The following is a 17,180-nucleotide window of genomic DNA, read 5'->3' as shown; positions in this document are numbered from 1 at the left end:
CACGAGAACCGCGGATTCGTGCTTCGGCTGTGGCAGTACCCGCCCGAACTGGCGCGGGACAGTCGAATGTTAGTGTTCGCTCAGGGGGCCAGGGCGGTCTTCGCCGCCTCCAGCGCAGGCTTGCCATCGCGGGTGGTCACGCCGGCCAGCCACTGGTCGAGCACCTGCGGATGCGCCTTGAGCCAGGCCTTGGCGGCGGCGCTCGCGGCTTGTTTTTCGTTGAGGACCTTGTCCATCAGCTGGTTTTCCATGTCCAGGGTGAAGGACAGGTTGGTCAGCAGCTTGCCCACGTTGGGGCATTCCTGGACGTAGCCCTTGCGGACGTTGGTGTAGATGGTGGCGCCGCCATAGTTGGGACCGAAGACGTCGTCGCCGCCCTGGAGATAGGCCATCTTGAAGCGGGTGTTCATCGGATGGGGTTCCCAGCCGAGGAAGACCACCCACTGCTGGCGCCGCTCGGCGCGCTGGATCTGCGACAGCATCCCGGCCTCGCTGGACTCCACCAGCTTGAACTTGCCCAGGTCGAAGGTGTTCTTGTCGATCATGCCCTGGATCAGGCGATTGCCATCGTTGCCCGGCTCGATGCCGTAGATCTTGCCGTCGAACTTGTCGGCGTTCTTGGCGATGTCGGCGAAGCTCTTGACCCCGGCGTCGTAGACGTACTGCGGCACGGCCAGGGTGTATTTGGCACCCTCCAGGTTGGCGCGCACGGTCTCGACGCTGCCGTTGTCGGCATAGGGCTTGATGTCCGCCGCCATGCTCGGCATCCAGTTGCCGAGGAAGACGTCGATGTCCTTGTTCTGCAGGGACTTATAGGTCACCGGTACGGAGATCATGTTGGTCGTGGTCTGGTAGCCGAGGGCGTGCAGCACCTCGCTGGTCACGGCCGTGGTCACGGTGATGTCGGTCCAGCCGACGTCAGCAAAGCGCACCTTGGCACAGGAAGCCGGCTCGGCCGCCTGAACAGCGAGCGGCGCCAGCAGGGCGGCACTCATGAGCCAACGGGAACAACCTTTCATGGACACATCTCCTTGCGTTTGGCGGGGTACCTTTCGGTGCGCCCCACGTGTATTTATCTGTAACCCATCCCCCCAGGCTCGCCTACCGCCTGCGTCGCTACCAGTGTACGCGGCGTCGTAACCAGAAGCGGAAATGTCGTATCCAGCGTGAGCCCCAGGCGCGTCCGCGTCCGGCCCGTGGCGGCCGAGCGAGAGAGGCGGGCAGTGGCGCCCTTCGCCGCGGCGGCCCGCTGCCCAGAGGTGTCGGCGACGGCTGGAGCGTTCGCGAATCAGTTGGCCAGACTGGCCTTCACCGCGGCGCTGCCTGGTGCGCCGCTGAGGGTGACGACACCCTTGAGCCAGGCGTCGAGCCGTTCGGGATTGCGCTTGAGCCAGTTGCGCACGGCGCGGCGCGGATTGTCCTTTTCGTTGAGCACCCGATCCATCAGCTGGTTTTCCATGTCCAGGGAAAACTCCAGGTTGCCCAGCAGCCGGGCCACGTTGGGACACTGCTGGGCATAGCCCTTGCGCACTACCGTGTAGACCGTCGCCCCGCCCTGGTTCGGCCCGAAGTAGTCATCGCCGCCGTCGAGGTAGGCCAGCTTGTGCCGGACGTTCATCGGATGGGGTTCCCAGCCGAGAAAGACGATCCACTGGTGGTCCAGCAGCTCCTTCATCCGCACCTGGGTCAGCATGCCCTGCTCGCTGGATTCATCGAGTCTGAAGTCGCCCAGGCCGAACGCATTGCTGGCGATCATCTTCTTGACCAGGGCGTTGCCGTCGTTGCCGGGCTCGATGCCGTAGAGGGTGTGATCGAAACGCTCGGCGAAGCGGGCGATGTCGGCGACGTTCTTCACGCCGGCGTCATAGACGTACTGGGGCACCGCGAGGGTGTAGCGGGCGCCTTGCAGGTTGGCGTGCAGGCGTTCGACCGTACCCGCATCGACCAGCGGCTGGCTGAGCTTGGCCTGCGCCGGCATCCAGTTGCCGAGAAAGACATCGGCCTCGCCCGCGGCCAGGGCGTCGTAGGTCTGCGGCAGGGACAGGCGCAGTACCTCGGTCTCGTAACCGAGGGCGCTGAGCAGATAGCGGGCCGTGGCGTTAGTGATATTGAGATCCGACCAGCCGACATCGGCCAGGCGCACCTGCTGACAACTCTCGACCTCGCCCGCTTGCACGGTCGAACTCAGCAACAGGCCGGACAACCACAGCGCTTGGGGGATTTTCATCCTGAACTCCAGGGTTCGCGAAGGGGAAGGGCACGGGTCACTGCACGTACCGGTCCGTCTGGCTCGGGCCTTGGTGGCTTTTCGCCATAAGTAGCCAAAAGGGCGACAGACGGTTGAAACGCCTGACCTACAACCGTGCCCACTGAGTCGCCATGCCACATTTTGGCGCGCGTTGGTTAAGTCCTGGTGTTACCGATGGAATACATCTGGCGAAGTGCCATCGGTAAAAGGTCGGTCTCGGACCCGAAAGGTCGCAAATAAAAACCCTAGCTAATCAACGCCATTGAGCGCTGCTGAATGGGTTATTCGCCCCAGACAGCCTGCCTGCGTGGGGGTTCACCCATTTTCGGCATGGGAATTGCGACATAACTTATGCGTCCGCGACACATCTTTCGCCCAACGTTGTCCGCCGCACCTCATTAGAGCCCAGCCAAGGGCCCCAGCCTGCGTGAAGGAGATTCAAACCATGTCGCCCATTCCCACCTCGTCACAGGCCCGTGCGATCCAGTCCATCGGCTTTCTGCTGCTGGACAATTTCACACTCATCTCCCTGGCGTCGGTGGTGGAGCCGTTGCGCATGGCGAATCAGCTATCAGGGCGGGAGCTCTATCGCTGGTGCACCCTGAGCCTGGATGGCCGCCCGGTGCGCGCCAGCGATGGCCTGCAGATCACTCCGGACAGCGCTGTGAGCGCCGCTCCGGTCATGGACATGGTGATCGTCTGTGGCGGTGTGGGCATCCAGCGCAGCGTGTCGCGCGAGCATTGCACTTGGCTGCAGAGCCAGGCGCGCCAGGGCCGCAAGCTGGGCGCAGTCTGTACCGGAAGCTGGGCCCTGGCCCGGGCCGGCCTGCTCGACGGCTACGACTGCAGCGTGCACTGGGAAACCCTGGCGGCCCTGCAGGAAGCCTATCCGCGCGTGGTGCTCAGCACCCGGCTGTTCACCATCGACCGCAATCGCTGCACCGCCTCGGGCGGTACCGCACCAATGGACATGATGCTGCACCTGATCGGCCGCGAGCATGGCCGCGAGCTGTCGGCGGCGATTTCGGAAATGTTCATCTACGAGCGCATCCGCAACGAGCAGGATCACCAGCGCGTCCCCCTCAAGCACATGCTGGGCACCAACCAGCCTAAGCTGCAGGAAATCGTGGCGCTGATGGAAGCCAACCTCGAAGAACCCATCGACCTCGACGAACTGGCGGTCTATGTGGACGTGTCCCGGCGCCAGCTGGAACGCCTGTTTCAGAAGTACCTGCACTGCTCGCCGTCGCGCTACTACCTCAAGCTGCGGCTGATCCGCGCCCGGCAGCTGCTCAAGCAGACCACCCTGTCGATCATCGAGGTGGCCTCGGTGTGCGGCTTCGTCTCCACCCCGCATTTCTCCAAGTGCTACCGCGAATACTTCGGCATCCCACCGCGCGACGAGCGCCAGGGTCCGACCATCCAGCAGCCCATCGCGCTGATGCCGCTGTCCCAGGAGCTGTCGCTGATGCCGGCCTCGTCTGCGCTGGCGGCCCTGAGCCAGGCCCAGGGCGAATCCACCTTCGCCAGCGTGCGGCTGTAAGCCGCCTCCGGCCACCTAGGTTCTGTACGAAGCATCAGCGAGCGTAGGCATTTTTCGTACAGAAACTAGCGACCGCTGGGCAAGCTGAGTAGTAGCGCCGCCGTCTGCAGGTCCGGCTGGCCGTCGAAACGACCCGGCCGGTACTTCATCTGGAAGGCGCCTATGACGTCGCGGGTGGCCGCATCGAGCACGCCGGTGCGCGGTACCGCATAACCGATCCGTGCCAGTTGATCCTGAAACCAGGCCGGCGGCGGCAGCACGCCGCCCAGGCTGGCCTGGCGCTGGGCGACCACCGCCGGATCCGGCCAGTTGATCAAGCCTGCTGCGGCCAGCCGCGCCCAGGGAAACAGCGGCCCGGGGTCCTGCTTGCGACCCGGGGCGATGTCGCTGTGGCCGACGATGGCGCGGCGATCCAGGCCGTGGCGCTGTTCGATGTCCTTGAGCAGCGGAATCAGCGCCTGGATCTGGGCTTCGCTGAAGGGATACCACTGGCGCCCGGCCGGGGTGTCGCGAAAGCCCAGGTTGACCATCTCGATGCCGATGGAGGTGGAGTTGAGCCAGGTGCGGCCTTCCCATTCGCTCACGCCCGCGTGCCAGGCACGGCGATTCTCGTCCACCAAGCGATAGACCGTGCCATCGGTGTCGATCAGGTAGTGGGCGCTGACGCCGGCCTGGGTCAGCAGCTTGAGCGATTGCTGGGAGCCGGCCGCGGTGTAGTGCAGCACGATGTACTGCACCCGGCTGTCCTGATCGCGGGCGGTATAGTCGTCATTGATGCGCGGACCGCTGGAGCAGCCGGCCAGGAGGAGGCCGCAGAGCAACCAGGGGAGGAGCTTGAAGGGCTTTCGCACGATTACCTCGCGAACGTGGAAGGGGTCAGGCCACGTCCAGGCGATCGCGTCCGGCGCGCTTAGCGCGGTAGAGCGCCTGGTCGGCACGTTCGAATACGGTATCGGCATCCTCGCCCGGCGCAAAGGCCGCGAGACCAGCGGACAGGGTGATCACCACCCGTTCGCCCTTGAAATGGAAGGGACAGGCGGCGACTGCGGCGCGTAACTGCTCGATCAAGGTGACCCCGCCGGCAACCGGTGTGGCGCCCAGCAGCATGACGAATTCCTCGCCGCCGAAGCGGGCGATGAAGTCGGTCTTGCGCAGGCGGCGCTGCAATTCGCTGGCGATGATCTTGAGCACCTTGTCACCGGCCAGGTGACCGTAGCCGTCGTTGATGCGCTTGAACAGATCGACGTCGAGCACCGCCAGCAGCAGGTCACCGCCATGGCGCTGCCAGCGGGCCACCTCCAGCTCCAGGCGCTCGCTCCAGGCGGCGCGATTGGGCAGCCCGGTGAGAGGATCGCAGAGGGCCTTCTGCCGCTGTTCTTCCAGGTGGCCGCGATACTGCTGGGCCTCGCGCTCCATGCCGGCGACACGCTCGGTGAGGGCGCTGAGTCTTTCGCTGGCTTCCTGCTCGCGGGTCTCGCGCTGGCTCTGCTGGTCGGCCAGGCTGGTCAGCAGACCTTCCAGGCGACTGTCCAGCGACAGCTTGAGGCTGTCCAGGTCCGTCGCCTCCTGCACCTCGCTTTGCAATTCGCTGACCTGGCCGCGCAGAGCGTCGCCAAAGGCGCGCTCCTGGGTCTGGCCGTCCTGACGCCCGGCGTGGACGTCCTGCAGACCGGTCTGGAAGGCGGCGAGACGCTCGTTGAGGCGGCGTAGGTAGAGCTGGAATTCGCTATGCCCGGAATGGTTGAGGGCCAGCACCAGCACTGACAGGTCATCGAGCACGGGTACCAATTCGTACCAGTTCAGACTGCCCTGGATGCGCTGGCGCAGGTGCTCGGCCTGGGGCTTGTGGCTGTCCAGCAGCGCCAGATCGTCGAGTAGTCGCAGCAGGGTGGCTTCCAGATGCGGCGCTATGGCGCTGTAGCCGGGTTCGGGTACCGGGGGCAAGGCATAGGCCGGATCGGCCTGGACTGCCAGGGGCTCTACAGGGGATTCAGATGGCGCAGCGGCTATACCTTCGACCGGCAGCGGCGGCGGTTCGGGCGTTGCCAGCGCTTCCGCCGCTGGCGAGGCTACTGGCGCCGGCGAGGCGTCTTCAGCTAGCGGACTCGACGTTGTCGCCGGCGCCTCTTCCGCAACCTCGCCCCGACCGCCCAGCAGGCGCTGCAGAAAGCCGGCGCGGGCGGGCTGTTCGGGGTGCAGATGACTCAGCGCCTGTTGCTGTAGACGACTGAATTCGCCGAGCAGCGCAGGCAGTTCGCCCGGTTGGTCGGCTGCGGCCTGGGCGCGCTTGGCAAAGCCCTTGAGCGCCTTGCGCTGGTCGCGCGGCAATTCCAGGGTCTGCAAGAGCCGGCAGAGTTCGGCGAAGGCCTCGGCCACCTGGCGCGCGCGCAATTCCCGGCGCTGCTCGGAGTCGAGCACGGTACGCTCCAGGCGCGGAATCAGCTTGGCGAGATCGGCGTCACTGTCGTCACGGCGGAGGATGTCGCGCAATTCGACCAGGCAGGCGTCCACCGCCGCGTCGTTGCCTTCGGCGGCCAGGCTGCTGCGCACGAGGCCACGACGCACCAGGTCCAGGCGGTTTTCCCACCGGCTTTCCAGGCGCTCGAGATGCTCGAGGCTCTCCAGGTATTTGCTTTTCCAGCGTTCGACGTCCGCGCGCTCCATCCGCCCGCTCCAGAGGCTTGAGGGTGGCCAGCAGGCAGGCACGATGGGGCGCCAGCCGACTTGTCAGAACCTGTTCACGATCTGCTGCGTGTCGGCCAAACGGCGTTGAAAAGGCCTTCGGAATGCTCATTTACCATTCGTAAACTGCGCTTCCTCAGGTGTTTTCGCGGGGCCGCCTAGGCCTTGTTTGTCTCTAGCTCGCGAGATCTTGAACAGGCTCTTGGTGGCTAGGGTATCGGCGGTTTCGGGGAAAGTTTGAGCAGGACGACCGGAGGCCGCTTGGGAGGGACGAGCTAAGGAGCCGCCGCCGCGGGACGCGGCGGCGGGTGACGCTTACTTGGCGGCGCGTTCTTTCTGGATCAGGAAGTCGGCGACCTTCAGGGTTTCGTCCGGACCACCCGAAGAGCCCAGGTCGAAGCGGTACTTGCCGTTGACCACCATGGTCGGCACGCCGGTGATCTGGTAGGCCATGGCCAGCTTCTTGTCCTTTTCCACCTGCCCCTTCACGGCGAAGGAGTTGTAGGTGCTGAGGAATTTTTCCCGATCCACGCCCTGGGTGGCGAGGAAGTCGGCCATCTCCTCGGGGGTGGCCAGCTTCTTGTGCTCCTTGTGGATGGCGGCGAAGACGGCGTCATGCACCTTGGCTTCCACGCCCATGGCTTCCAGGGTCACGAACAGCTGACCGTGGACGTTCCAGATGCCGCCGAACATGGCCGGCACGCGCTTGAAGGAGACGTCGTCGGGGAGCTTCTTGGACCAGGCGTTGAGGGTGGGCTCGAAGGCGTAGCAGTGCGGGCAGCCGTACCAGAACAGCTCAACCACTTCGATCTTGCCGGGTTCGGACACCGGAACCGGACTGCTCAGTTCGGTGTACTGCTTGCCGGCCTGGATGTCGTCGGCATGGGCGGCCGCGCCGAACAGACTGGCGGCGGCGAACACGGCGGAGAAAAGCAGGTTGCGCATGGGACTACTCCTGGAAGAAGGCACGCCCACCAACCGGGCATGACGGATTGCGGGCATTGTAGCCGGGTGCATCGCCGCGCCTAGTCGCCGCAGCGCCCGAGGCCGGCCATGTTCAGGCTTCGTTCAGGTTACCAGGGGCGCGGCTCTCGCCCGGCGCATCCGATATACTGCTGGCTTTGCCGCGCGCTCGCGAGTACCCCCATGTCCAGCTTCAAGAATCCCATCGTCGGTCTGTGCCAGCAGGCGTCCTTTCTCATCAGCGCCGCCAAGGTCGATCAGTGCCCGTTCGACAGCGGTCGCGAAGTGGCCTTCGCCGGTCGCTCCAACGCCGGCAAGTCCAGTGCGCTGAACACCCTGACCCACGCCAACCTGGCGCGTACCTCGAAGACGCCCGGGCGTACCCAGCTGCTCAACTTCTTCACCCTCGACGACGAGCGGCGCCTGGTGGACCTGCCCGGCTACGGCTACGCCAAGGTGCCGATCCCGCTCAAGCAGCATTGGCAGGAGCACCTGGAGGCCTATCTGAGCAGCCGCAATTCGCTCAGCGGCGTGGTGCTGATGATGGATATCCGCCATCCGCTGACCGAATTCGACCGCCTGATGCTGGACTGGGCCCAGGCCAGCTCCATGCCGCTGCACATCCTGCTGACCAAGGCTGACAAGCTGGCCTTCGGTGCCCAGAAGAATGCCCTGCTCAAGGTGCAGCGCGACGTACGCCAGGGCTGGGGCGATACCGCCAGCATCCAGCTGTTCTCGGCGCCCAAGCGCCAGGGTATCGAGGATGCCCAGCGCGTGCTGGCCCGCTGGCTGGGCCTCGACGAACCCGTCGCCGAGGCATAAAAAAACTCCGGACTTCCATCGGGGGAGGGGAGAAGTCCGGAGTTCAAGACTGGACCGCCAAAGCAGGGGTCCAGCATCTGCCAACACTAAACAGCAAAGGAGCAGAACGGTTATCCGAACCGTTCAGCAATTCAGACGGGGCGCCTTGAGAAAGGTTCGCCCCGTCCGAACAGAAAGCCGGCGCCCTGACTAGCGGCCGCTGGCGAGCCCCAGACCCTCGTCGGCGCCCAGGTGCACGTTCATGCACTGGACCGCAGCACCCGCCGCGCCCTTGCCCAGATTGTCCAGCCGCGCCACCAGCGTCATCCGCTCGGCATTGCCATAGACGAAGAGATCGGCGCGGTTGGTGTCGTTGCTGGCCTGGACGTCGAAGAAGCCATTGTCCAGTTCCTCCTCGGCGGCCACCGACGCCACGCGAATGAAGGCTTCGCCATCATAGTGACGGGCCAGCGCCGCCTGCAGGTCGGCCACGGTGGTGCCCGGACGCAGCTGGCTGGCGTGCAGCGGAATGGTCACCGCCAGACCCTTGAGGAAGGGGCCGACGATGGGGCTGAACACCGGCGCGGCGGCCAGGCCGCTCTGCACGCGCATTTCCGGCAGGTGCTTGTGGCCCTGGCCCATGGCATAGGGACGCGGACTCAGCAGGCGGGCGTCGCCGCCGGCTTCGTAGGCGGCGATCATCTGCTTGCCGCCACCGCTGTAGCCGGTCAGGGAAAAGGCCGACAGCGGGGTGTCCGGGGCCAGCAGGCCCGCGTCCACCAGCGGCCGGGCCAGCAGGATGAAGCCGGTGGCGTGGCAGCCGGGATTGGCGATGCGCTTGCTGGCGCGCAGCGCCTCGCGCTGACCGGGCGCCAGTTCCGGCAGGCCGTAGGTCCAGCTGCTGTCGGTGCGGAAGGCCGTGCTGGCGTCGATGATGCAGGTGTTGGGATTGGTCACCAGGCTCACCGCTTCGCGAGAACCGGCATCGGGCAGGCAGAGGAAGGCCACATCGGCGGCATTGAGGAAGCGTGCGCGTTCGGCCGGGTCCTTGCGCTTGCTCTCGTCGATGCGCAGCAGTTCGATGTCCGAACGACCGGTCAGGTAGTCCAGCAGACGCAGGCCGGTGGTGCCTTCCTGGCCGTCGACGAAAACTTTGAAGCTCATGGCGGTGCCTCTCGCGGATGGGCGCTGAAAGCCTCGATTGTAGCGATTCACGCCGACCAGGGGTACGTCGCGGCAGGAGATACAGTTCGCTCCCGATGAAGCGGTGCAGAGTGGCGTCGCAGAGCGATCACCACGGGCATGTCTAGTACAGATCGACCTGCTTTAAATTTGTACGGGTACAGTGTTCTCTGGCTGTAAGTGGTCTACCCGCGCCGTACGGATGAAGCTTGAGGCTCCCTTGCTGCGCTGGAGATCGCCATGGACAGCCGGTCACTGCTTACCTCACCCATAGAATCGTCGGGTTTTCGCCGCCGCTTTCACCCACTGCTCGCGCTGCTGGTCCGCTGGCACCGGCGCCTCGTCACACGCCGGCAGTTGCAGCGCCTGGACGCTCGCGCCCTGGCCGACCTGGGGCTGAATCTCGCCGATCAGTACCGGGAAGGCGGCAAACCCTTCTGGCGGGAGTGAAAATCTGCCTCGGGATGCGACTTCCTCGGGCTGGCGGTAGTCTCAGTCAGGCCTATCCAGACGGGAGTCCCCCATGAAAACCCTGCACCTGGGCGCCGCCGCGGCGCTGTTCTGCCTGTCCACCGCCGCCTCGGCGTCGAGCTTCTATGTCACCACCGACATCATCGTCAACGCCATCGATGCGACCTCGGACACCACCTCGTCCATCACCGGCTCCTTCAAGAACGACAAGCTGGTCCAGGAAGCCCGTGACGATGCGGCCACCTACGTCGGCAGCGCCGGCGACATCCGCGGCGTGCGCCTGGAAGCGGCGCTGGACCACCTGCGCAGCCAGGCGCCCGAACTGCGTCAGGCCAGCGATGACCAGCTGGCCCAGGCGATTCTCGCCATCTGACGCGCAACACCGCGATACCCCCCGTACCCCGTGGCTGCTAGCCCGGAACGGGGGGCTGCGTTAGCCTTGGCGACCATCTGCCACCGGAGGGTCGCCATCCATGTATATCCGTCGTTCTGCCGCGCTGTTGCTCGGTCTCTGTCTCGCCACGCCGGTCCTGGCGTTCGACTCCACCACCGAGGGTCTGGTAAAGACCATCTATGGCACCAGCCAGATCACCACGGCGCCGTTCCAGAACAAGCTGGTCCTGGCAGCGCGTGACGATGCCGCAGCCTTCGTCGCCACCGACGGTGCCCTGCGCGGCGCCCAGCTGGAGGAAACCTTCCGCGCCCTGCGCGCAGCCGATCCGGCGCTGCAGGCTTCCGACCGGGAACTCGCCGCGGCGATTCTGAGTCAGTAGTCCGTTTCAATTCCGTGACATCCCTGGAGTATCCATGCGCCGTTCCCTGCTTATCGCCGCTGCCCTGACCCTGGGCGTTTCGAGCCTGGCTCAGGCCCAGACCCTGGTGGCCACCAGTAACATCGTGGTGCGGGCGCTGCAGCGCAGCATCGACTTCACTTCCGACACCACCACCTCCATCCGCGACGCCAAGATGATCCAGGCCGCGCGTGGTGATGCCGCCAGCTTTGTCGCCACCGACGGCGACATCCGTGGCGTCCAGCTGGAAGAAGCCTTCCGTAGCCTGCGCGAACAGTTCCCGGCCGCGCGCCAGGCCAACGACTTGCAGCTGGCCCAGGCCATCCTGGCGCTGTGATGAACCGCGCCGGCCGGCTGCGGCAGTGGCTGGCTGGCCTTGCGGCCGGCCTGGCCCTCGGTGGGGCTCAGGCCGCCCTGCACCTCGAACTCGATACCCAGGGTCTGACGCCCGAGCAGATCCAGGCGACCCAGCAACTGCTGGCTGAAGCCCAGGCGCTGTTGCCACCCAAATTCAAGGCAGCGCTGGATGAGCGCATCCCGGTGCGCTGGAGCAGCGAGCTGCTGGAAGAAGCCTATGGCGAGGCGGACCGGCGCAATCTGCTGCTCAATCGCCGCCTGCTGCCCAGTCTGGTGGACGGCAGCGACACCCGCATCCAGACCGGCCGACCCCATGGCACCCAGCACCGCGAACTGCTGGCCACGGTGCTGCACGAGCTGACCCACTTCTATGACCGCGAGCGCGTCTGGACGCCTGAGCAGCGCCAGCTGATCCTCTCGTGCGGCGGCCTAGGGCTGACCTCCGACCAGCTGCCGGTGAAATGCCAGGGCCAGGCCGGGCGCAGCTACACCCTGTCCGACGATCCACGGCTGCTGGACCTGGCCGGCTGGCAGGTAAAAACGCGCAAGCACGGCAATCGCGAGTCGAAGAATCTCTTCATCGCCCGAAGCCCCGATCTCTATGAAGTCACCAACCCGAAGGAATTCGTGGCGGTGAACATGGAGTACTTCCTGCTCGATCCGAGCTACGCCTGCCGGCGGCCGGCGCTGCAGCGCTATTTCGCCGAGCACTTCGGCTGGTCGCCTGCGCATGACGCCTGTCCGGGGCGCTATCCCTATCTCAACGCCGGCAACGACTTCGGCGAGGCGCCCCTGGGCTGGATCGATCCGGAGCGGGTCTATGCGGTCGACTACCTGCTGGCCGAGGGCAACGAGCAGGTCATGAGCCGCTGGGGCCACAGCATGCTGCGCCTGGTGGTCTGCGCCCCCGGTCGGCCGCGCGGCCCGGATTGCCGGCTGGACCTGCAATACCATCTGGTGCTGTCGTTCCGCGCCTTCGTCAACGACGTCCAGCTCTCCAGCTGGCGCGGCCTGACCGGCTCCTATCCGTCGCGGCTGTTCGTGCTGCCGCTGGCCCAGGTGGTGGACGAGTACACCAAGGTGGAGTTGCGCGGCCTGCAATCCGTGCCGCTCAAGCTGACCCGTCCGGAGATCGCCGACTTCCTTGAGCGGACCGCCCAGGTGCACTGGAGCTATGACGGCCAGTACTACTTTGTGACCAACAACTGCGCGGTGGAGACCTTCAAGCTGCTGCACGACGGGGTGCCGCGCCTGGCCGCTGCCCAGCTCGATGTCATCACCCCCACCGGGCTGATGGATGCCCTGAGGTTCAAGGACCTGGTGGACACCTCGGTACTCGACGATCCGCGCGAGGCCTTGCGGCTGGGCTATCGCTTCGACAGCTTCCGCGAGCGCTTCCAGGCGATGTTCAAGGTGGCCCGGGAGCGCCTGAAGCTGCCCCAGGCGGATGTCGAGGCCTGGCTGGCGCTGACCCCGCAGCAGCGTCGCGAGCAATTCCAGCGCGCCGACCTGCGCGCCAGCGCCGCCCTGCTGCTGCTGGAGCAGGCGGCCTATCGCCGGGCGCTGCTGCAGGCGCAGACCGAGCTCAAGGATCGCTACCTGGGTGAGGACGCGGTGGACAAGGCACGCTTCGGCAAGGCCGGCGGCGCCCTGGAGCAGATCCTCAAGGACAGCGGCTACCTGAGTCGTCCGGCCGAGTTGCTCGGCACCGACGGCTACGGCCTGCCGCAACCGGGCGAGTGGGAACAGCTGACCGCCGAGAGCCAGAAGCGCCAGGCGCACCTGCGCAGCCTCAGGGACACCCTCAACAACGAGGTCCGCCAGCTGCTCTCGCCGGAGGCCCGCGATGGCCTGGATCTGACCGAAGCCAACCTGGATCTGCTCGGCAAGCACCTACGCGAGCTGAACAAGGCCAGCGGCGGGTTGGAGTTGAAGTAGGGCGGTCGGGACGTTGTTGGGCTTCGCTGCGCTCAACCCGACCTACGGTGCCTGCGTAGGTTGGGTTGAGACGGCGCCATCGTCGAAGCCCAACAGCCCCGGCATCCGCTAGCGCTTCGCCTTGCCCTGGGGTTTGGCGGGTGCCGCAGGTTGCGGGCGTTCCAGCAGGGCCAGCAGCTGTTCCGGCGGGACCTCCTGGCCGTTGAGCAACAGCCGCCCGGCGCTGTAATTCAGGGTAGCCACCAGATCCTCGCCTTCAGCCTTGAGCAGGCCGCTGTTGAGGCCGATGCCGGCCAGGGCTTCGGCGGTCGCCTGGGCCTGTTGCTGCATGGCTGGCTGGCTGCGCTGGGCGCCCGCCTGGAACAGGACGCCATCCACCAGGCTGCCCCGCGCCACCGACAGGCGCGCCTCGAGACCCGCCAGCAACTGGGCCGCGAGTTGCTCCGGTGGCAGATCGTAGGTCGCCGGCTTGGCCAGGGTCAGGTCCAGGCGCAGGCGGTTGCTGCCGCCGGGGGTGTCGAGACGCAGCTCGTCCACCACCAACCGGGGACGCGCGGCGAGCACATCGCCGAGATGCTGCTGCAGGGTCGCCTGGGTGGTGGGATCAAGACCTTGCTCGGTATCCAGCTGCAGGTGCTGCAGCAGCGCATTGAGCTGAGCCAGGGCCGGGCTGTCGAGATTGCTGTAGTGACTGCGCAGGGTCGCCTTGCCCAGGGTCTGGCCGGCGATATCGAGCTGGCCGAGGCTGGCGTTGAGCGTGCCCGCCAGCTGCTGGCCCTGTTGTTGGGTGTCGCCCTGAAGCTGCAGATCCCGCAACTCGACCGCGGGCTTGCCGGGCATGGCCAGCAGCAGGCGGCCGAGGCGCAGCTGACCCGGGCCGAGCCAGAAGCCATCGGCATTGCGGCGATTGTCGCCGGTCAAGGCGAAGCCTTCGGTCTCCAGCTTGGCCCAGCCCTCCGGCGTGCGCACATTGAGGCTGAATTGGCCGACCGTGCTGTCCAGGCGCAGTCGGCTGGCCTCCATGTCGGTAGCGAAGGTGGCAGTCAGGCCGGAGAAGGCCACCGCGCCCTGGGGCTGGTCCAGGTGCAGGGCGGCCAGGGTCAGACCGCCGTCCACCGTGCGGTCGTAGCCCAGGGTGGCGTCGAGCCGCACGGGTTCGGCGCCCTTGGCCAGGGTGAAGAGATCGGCGGTGAGCGGCGTGCGCGCCAGGGTGAAGCGGTTGACCGCCATGACCGGCGCCAGCTGCAGGGATTTGAGGCGGGTCAGGGGGAAGGGGCCGTGCTGGATGTCGTCGAGCACCCGCAGCACTTCCACGGGCGGGCGGTCCTCGGCCTGCACGCTCAGGCTGAAGGTAGCTGTGCTGCTGAATACACCGCGTTGCAGCTCAACTAGCTGAAGCTGCACGGGGTACCCTGGCAACTGAGTCTGCAGGGCTACCTGAGCCTGGCTCGCGGCCTGGCGCAACTCGCCCTCTAGCCGGGTACCGGTATACCAGGCGCCGCCTACGGAGGTACCGACGGTGACTAGGGTCACGCCGGCGAGGGTGGTAAGTAGCGGTTTCTTCATGGCGACCAAATCCCTTTGTATGAGGCACACGGCGGCGCGCGGCCGATTGGAAGCGGAGTGTACGAGAGCGCCGGGTGGATGCCGAGGGGGAGCGGCCGGGATCGGCTCGCCGGGCCGCAGACTGTGATGGCTTTCCGGCGACGTCGGCGCCGAGTCGACGACCGCGGCGGTGGATGCTAGCGTGCCGCGATCCCCACTGCCGGAACCTCCGCCATGACCGCTTTCCCGTGCCTGCCTGCCGTTTCCATCCGTTCACTGCCGGGGGTGCCGGCATGAGCAGTCAGCGTCCGGTCGAGGGCCTGCAACTTCCCGCCGAACTCCTGGCCCGCGCTGAGGCGCTGCTGGCCCAGGGTGGACGTCGCCTGCTGGGCATCGCGGGCACTCCGGGCGCGGGCAAGTCGACCGTGGCCGAGTTGCTGGCGGCGGCGCTCGGCGAGCGTGCCGTGGTGGTGCCCATGGATGGCTATCACCTGGCCAATCGCGAACTGGCGCGTCTGGATCGCGCGCAACGCAAGGGCGCGCCGGACACCTTCGATGCACGCGGCTATCGCGCCCTGTTGCAGCGGCTGAAGACGCCGGTGGCCGGGGAGACCGTCTATGCGCCGCTGTTCAATCGCGAGATCGAAGAGCCCATCGCCAATGCCATTCCGGTCCACGCCGACACCCAGCTGGTGATCAGCGAGGGCAACTACCTGCTGCTGACGCAGGCGCCCTGGAGCGATGTCGCCGAGGTGTTCGACGAGTGCTGGTACGTGCGTGTCGATCCCGCGGAGCGTCGCGAGCGGCTGGTCGCCCGCCACATGCATTTCGGCCGCAGCCGCGCGGACGCCGAGGCCTGGGTGGAAAGTACCGACGAGCCCAATGCGCGATTGATCGATGGTGACCGGGCACGGGCGGATCTGGTGGTGGAGTGGCGGGATGGCGCGGCTGCCGGCAAGGCTTAGGCCCGTTCCCGCTGCCATTCGGTCGGGCTCGCGCCGGTGATGCGGCGAAAGGCGCGGGCCAGGGCTGAGGGACTTTCATAGCCGACCTCGTCGGCGATCAGCGCCAGGGGGCAGCGCTACTGCAAGCGCTGATGCGCACGCGGGCGAATCATCAGCATGAGGCTGGGCTCGACCTAGTCCCGCCGCTCGCCCCGTGCGGTTTCGAAGCTCAGGCGTCCGCCGCGCAGCAGATGGACCTGGCCCGTACCTACCGGCCTAGAGCTCTGGCCTGGCAGGGTCAGATCAATGACTCGAAGTTGGAGAGATGGCTAACGAACTCGGGGAGCTGTTGCTTAAGCAGCGTGTCAAGGAGCTCGCGGGGCGTATGAATAGGGTTCTTCAAAGAAGCACGCTGTCTTCGGGCCGCTTCAAGCACAGCTGCTTGATCCAAGTCCCAGATGTCGGACAGGAAGACGTCGGGATGCAACGCCTCGATCTCATAGCACTTGAGGAACTCAGTAGGAAAGTCCCTGAGGTTGTAGGTGACGATGACCGAAGCACCGCATTTGATGGCAGCAGCCAAGACATGCCGGTCGTCTTCGTCTGGCAGGTCGAGCCCTTTCACCAAAGGCTCATAGTCCTTCACAAGACAGTCAGGAGCCGCCCGGTTCATGAGTTCGACAGTGCGATCGAGCTGCGCGCTTGTCAGGTCGGGACGGTTTTTCAGCACGTTTCTCGTCCACTCATCATGGATCTGGTCGGACCAGCGCGCTCGATACGCTCCAGTCAGGGCCAATTGCATCAGCTAGTCGCGCAGAGGTGCGGGGTACAGAACACAGGCATCGTAGATGACGGTGAACGGTGAATGTCTCATCAATACCCCATCTTAAGCGCTTGGGCTTGCGCAGCTAGTTCTTCCATAGCGTCCTGACTCGCCCTATCACGGTCAGCTTTGTAGACCATGAGGTCGGTGAACCTAATACGTCGATGGCTACCGGTTTTGGTGTGTGGAATCTGGCCTTCGTCCAGCAGCTTAACGAGATGAGGGCGCGAGACATTAAGCATGTCGGCGCATTCTTGGGTCGTCAGTTCTGCATGAATCGGCACTACCTTCACGGCGTTGCCTAAGGCCAATTCGCTGAGTATGTCCCCGAGCAACTTAAGCGCGAGCGTAGGTAGTTCAACAACCTGGCGTTGCTGGGCCTCATCAACCAGTTCAATACGCTGAGTATCCAGCGTCGTTGAAACGAAAGCAGCGATCTGACGGCTTGATTCAGTAGCCGTAGCGATTGCTTTTTCATCCGGGAGAATGGTTCGAGCAAGATCGGCGGTGGTCATGATGTATCTCCCAAAGGCAACGCACATTTCTGGCGTCTCATACGCCACTAGCGGTTATAGTCGAAATAAACGAAACGTACAATATTCGAAATAAACGAAAAGACCATTGATGCCTACTTATCACTGCTGGAGTGACATGCACGTCGACCACTGATACCTGCCGACCGCGGGAGGCGGCCGGCAGCCTTGGTCAGGCAACGGGGATGGGGTTGTCGGCCAGCGCCTGGTTGAACTGGTTGATCAGCGCATGCTCCTGCGGGCCGGGATTGGCCCGCAGCGGCACCACACGATCCACTAGCACCTGGGTCTCGGCAGCGACCAGCTTGTCCAAGGTCTAGGAGACGAAAGCGTCCAGTGGCATGGCGCGGCTGTCGCCA

At 65.4% G+C, this 17,180-nt stretch carries 17 protein-coding genes and 2 pseudogenes; 8 read left to right on the top strand and 11 right to left on the bottom strand.

The annotated features are described in order from the left end of the window. Nucleotides 1-80 precede the first annotated feature (80 nt). Both GSQ95_RS02935 and choX read right to left on the bottom strand, forming a co-directional pair. Nucleotides 81-1,019 (bottom strand): choline ABC transporter substrate-binding protein, encoded by a 939-nt coding sequence (locus GSQ95_RS02935; RefSeq protein WP_158890317.1) that lies wholly within the window; start codon nt 1,017-1,019, stop codon nt 81-83. Nucleotides 1,020-1,288: 269 nt separating this feature from the next. Then, nucleotides 1,289-2,227, bottom strand: a complete 939-nt coding sequence (choX, locus tag GSQ95_RS02930; protein WP_158890315.1) for a choline ABC transporter substrate-binding protein — start codon at nt 2,225-2,227, stop codon at nt 1,289-1,291. 466 nt (nt 2,228-2,693) lie between these two features. On the opposite strand from choX, the gene GSQ95_RS02925 reads away from it, so the two are divergent. Further along, nucleotides 2,694-3,791 (top strand): GlxA family transcriptional regulator, encoded by a 1,098-nt coding sequence (locus tag GSQ95_RS02925; RefSeq protein ID WP_037006569.1) that lies wholly within the window; start codon nt 2,694-2,696, stop codon nt 3,789-3,791. 65 nt (nt 3,792-3,856) lie between these two features. Here GSQ95_RS02925 and GSQ95_RS02920 read toward each other — a convergent pair whose 3' ends face one another. From GSQ95_RS02920 to GSQ95_RS02910, 3 genes are all read right to left on the bottom strand, one after another. Then, on the bottom strand, nt 3,857-4,642 hold the full coding sequence (locus tag GSQ95_RS02920; protein ID WP_158890313.1) for an N-acetylmuramoyl-L-alanine amidase: 786 nt from the start codon (nt 4,640-4,642) through the stop codon (nt 3,857-3,859). A gap of 25 nt (nt 4,643-4,667) precedes the next feature. Next, the gene (locus GSQ95_RS02915; protein ID WP_158890311.1) at nt 4,668-6,455 is read right to left on the bottom strand and encodes a GGDEF domain-containing protein; all 1,788 of its coding nucleotides are present in this window, start codon (nt 6,453-6,455) and stop codon (nt 4,668-4,670) included. 333 nt (nt 6,456-6,788) lie between these two features. Continuing rightward, entirely contained in the window at nt 6,789-7,418 is a 630-nt protein-coding gene (locus GSQ95_RS02910) for a thiol:disulfide interchange protein DsbA/DsbL (RefSeq protein ID WP_133860131.1), read from the bottom strand. A 201-nt stretch (nt 7,419-7,619) separates the two neighbouring features. On the opposite strand from GSQ95_RS02910, the gene yihA reads away from it, so the two are divergent. Then, a complete protein-coding gene (yihA, locus tag GSQ95_RS02905; RefSeq protein ID WP_158890309.1) occupies nt 7,620-8,258 on the top strand; it encodes a ribosome biogenesis GTP-binding protein YihA/YsxC in 639 nt (212 codons plus the stop codon). A gap of 189 nt (nt 8,259-8,447) precedes the next feature. Here the strand turns inward: yihA and argC are convergent, their stop codons facing one another. Then, on the bottom strand, nt 8,448-9,401 hold the full coding sequence (gene argC, locus GSQ95_RS02900) for an N-acetyl-gamma-glutamyl-phosphate reductase (RefSeq protein ID WP_158890307.1): 954 nt from the start codon (nt 9,399-9,401) through the stop codon (nt 8,448-8,450). A gap of 258 nt (nt 9,402-9,659) precedes the next feature. Here argC and GSQ95_RS02895 point away from each other — a divergent pair, with 258 nt between their 5' ends. The 5 genes from GSQ95_RS02895 (at nt 9,660) to GSQ95_RS02875 (ending at nt 12,976) form a co-directional block, all read left to right on the top strand. Beyond that, nucleotides 9,660-9,869: a DUF1127 domain-containing protein gene (locus tag GSQ95_RS02895; RefSeq protein WP_158890305.1), complete on the top strand. Its 210-nt coding sequence runs from the start codon at nt 9,660-9,662 to the stop codon at nt 9,867-9,869. A 73-nt stretch (nt 9,870-9,942) separates the two neighbouring features. Then, complete coding sequence (locus GSQ95_RS02890) at nt 9,943-10,263, top strand: DUF2388 domain-containing protein (RefSeq protein ID WP_007160027.1); 321 nt, start codon at nt 9,943-9,945, stop codon at nt 10,261-10,263. A 100-nt stretch (nt 10,264-10,363) separates the two neighbouring features. Continuing rightward, the gene (locus GSQ95_RS02885; RefSeq protein WP_158890303.1) at nt 10,364-10,663 is read left to right on the top strand and encodes a DUF2388 domain-containing protein; all 300 of its coding nucleotides are present in this window, start codon (nt 10,364-10,366) and stop codon (nt 10,661-10,663) included. 34 nt (nt 10,664-10,697) lie between these two features. After that, nucleotides 10,698-11,018 (top strand): DUF2388 domain-containing protein, encoded by a 321-nt coding sequence (locus GSQ95_RS02880; protein WP_158890301.1) that lies wholly within the window; start codon nt 10,698-10,700, stop codon nt 11,016-11,018. After that, nucleotides 11,018-12,976 (top strand): DUF4105 domain-containing protein, encoded by a 1,959-nt coding sequence (locus GSQ95_RS02875; protein WP_178118370.1) that lies wholly within the window; start codon nt 11,018-11,020, stop codon nt 12,974-12,976. The genes GSQ95_RS02880 and GSQ95_RS02875 overlap by 1 nt, the downstream gene beginning before the upstream one ends. Before the next feature lie 108 nt (nt 12,977-13,084). Here GSQ95_RS02875 and GSQ95_RS02870 read toward each other — a convergent pair whose 3' ends face one another. Further along, on the bottom strand, nt 13,085-14,542 hold the full coding sequence (locus GSQ95_RS02870; RefSeq protein ID WP_158890297.1) for a YdgA family protein: 1,458 nt from the start codon (nt 14,540-14,542) through the stop codon (nt 13,085-13,087). A 272-nt stretch (nt 14,543-14,814) separates the two neighbouring features. Between GSQ95_RS02870 and GSQ95_RS02865 the strand changes: the two genes are divergently transcribed. Next, a complete protein-coding gene (locus tag GSQ95_RS02865) occupies nt 14,815-15,486 on the top strand; it encodes a nucleoside/nucleotide kinase family protein (protein WP_158890295.1) in 672 nt (223 codons plus the stop codon). Here GSQ95_RS02865 and GSQ95_RS02860 read toward each other — a convergent pair. From GSQ95_RS02860 to GSQ95_RS02845, 4 genes and pseudogenes are all read right to left on the bottom strand, one after another. Next, nucleotides 15,483-15,596, bottom strand: a pseudogene (locus tag GSQ95_RS02860) (helix-turn-helix domain-containing protein); the annotation flags it as partial. The gene GSQ95_RS02865 and the pseudogene GSQ95_RS02860 sit on opposite strands and share 4 nt — an antisense overlap. Nucleotides 15,597-15,763: 167 nt before the next feature. Beyond that, nucleotides 15,764-16,339: pseudogene (locus tag GSQ95_RS02855) on the bottom strand (PIN domain-containing protein). Further along, nucleotides 16,339-16,803 carry a helix-turn-helix domain-containing protein gene (locus GSQ95_RS02850; RefSeq protein ID WP_158890293.1) on the bottom strand — a complete coding sequence of 155 codons (465 nt, stop codon included), beginning with the start codon at nt 16,801-16,803 and terminating at the stop codon, nt 16,339-16,341. The pseudogene GSQ95_RS02855 and the gene GSQ95_RS02850 overlap by 1 nt, the downstream one beginning before the upstream one ends. 190 nt (nt 16,804-16,993) lie before the next feature. Next, nucleotides 16,994-17,134 (bottom strand): hypothetical protein, encoded by a 141-nt coding sequence (locus GSQ95_RS02845; RefSeq protein WP_256664460.1) that lies wholly within the window; start codon nt 17,132-17,134, stop codon nt 16,994-16,996. Nucleotides 17,135-17,180 lie beyond the last annotated feature (46 nt).

The sequence above is a fragment of the Pseudomonas sp. BAV 4579 genome (assembly GCF_009765395.1).
In the GTDB taxonomy this organism is placed as follows: domain Bacteria; phylum Pseudomonadota; class Gammaproteobacteria; order Pseudomonadales; family Pseudomonadaceae; genus Chryseomonas; species Chryseomonas aestiva.
Note: the sequence above shows the minus strand (reverse complement) of the source record. Positions and strands in the feature narration are given on the sequence as shown.

Coding starts and splice junctions, on each gene's coding strand:
- GSQ95_RS02935 (WP_158890317.1), bottom strand. CDS start 1,019: ATGAAAGGTTGTTCCCGTTGGCTCATGAGTGCCGCCCTGCTGGCGCCG.
- choX (WP_158890315.1), bottom strand. CDS start 2,227: ATGAAAATCCCCCAAGCGCTGTGGTTGTCCGGCCTGTTGCTGAGTTCG.
- GSQ95_RS02925 (WP_037006569.1), top strand. CDS start 2,694: ATGTCGCCCATTCCCACCTCGTCACAGGCCCGTGCGATCCAGTCCATC.
- GSQ95_RS02915 (WP_158890311.1), bottom strand. CDS start 6,455: ATGGAGCGCGCGGACGTCGAACGCTGGAAAAGCAAATACCTGGAGAGC.
- GSQ95_RS02910 (WP_133860131.1), bottom strand. CDS start 7,418: ATGCGCAACCTGCTTTTCTCCGCCGTGTTCGCCGCCGCCAGTCTGTTC.
- yihA (WP_158890309.1), top strand. CDS start 7,620: ATGTCCAGCTTCAAGAATCCCATCGTCGGTCTGTGCCAGCAGGCGTCC.
- argC (WP_158890307.1), bottom strand. CDS start 9,401: ATGAGCTTCAAAGTTTTCGTCGACGGCCAGGAAGGCACCACCGGCCTG.
- GSQ95_RS02895 (WP_158890305.1), top strand. CDS start 9,660: ATGGACAGCCGGTCACTGCTTACCTCACCCATAGAATCGTCGGGTTTT.
- GSQ95_RS02890 (WP_007160027.1), top strand. CDS start 9,943: ATGAAAACCCTGCACCTGGGCGCCGCCGCGGCGCTGTTCTGCCTGTCC.
- GSQ95_RS02885 (WP_158890303.1), top strand. CDS start 10,364: ATGTATATCCGTCGTTCTGCCGCGCTGTTGCTCGGTCTCTGTCTCGCC.
- GSQ95_RS02880 (WP_158890301.1), top strand. CDS start 10,698: ATGCGCCGTTCCCTGCTTATCGCCGCTGCCCTGACCCTGGGCGTTTCG.
- GSQ95_RS02875 (WP_178118370.1), top strand. CDS start 11,018: ATGAACCGCGCCGGCCGGCTGCGGCAGTGGCTGGCTGGCCTTGCGGCC.
- GSQ95_RS02870 (WP_158890297.1), bottom strand. CDS start 14,542: ATGAAGAAACCGCTACTTACCACCCTCGCCGGCGTGACCCTAGTCACC.
- GSQ95_RS02865 (WP_158890295.1), top strand. CDS start 14,815: ATGAGCAGTCAGCGTCCGGTCGAGGGCCTGCAACTTCCCGCCGAACTC.
- GSQ95_RS02850 (WP_158890293.1), bottom strand. CDS start 16,803: ATGACCACCGCCGATCTTGCTCGAACCATTCTCCCGGATGAAAAAGCA.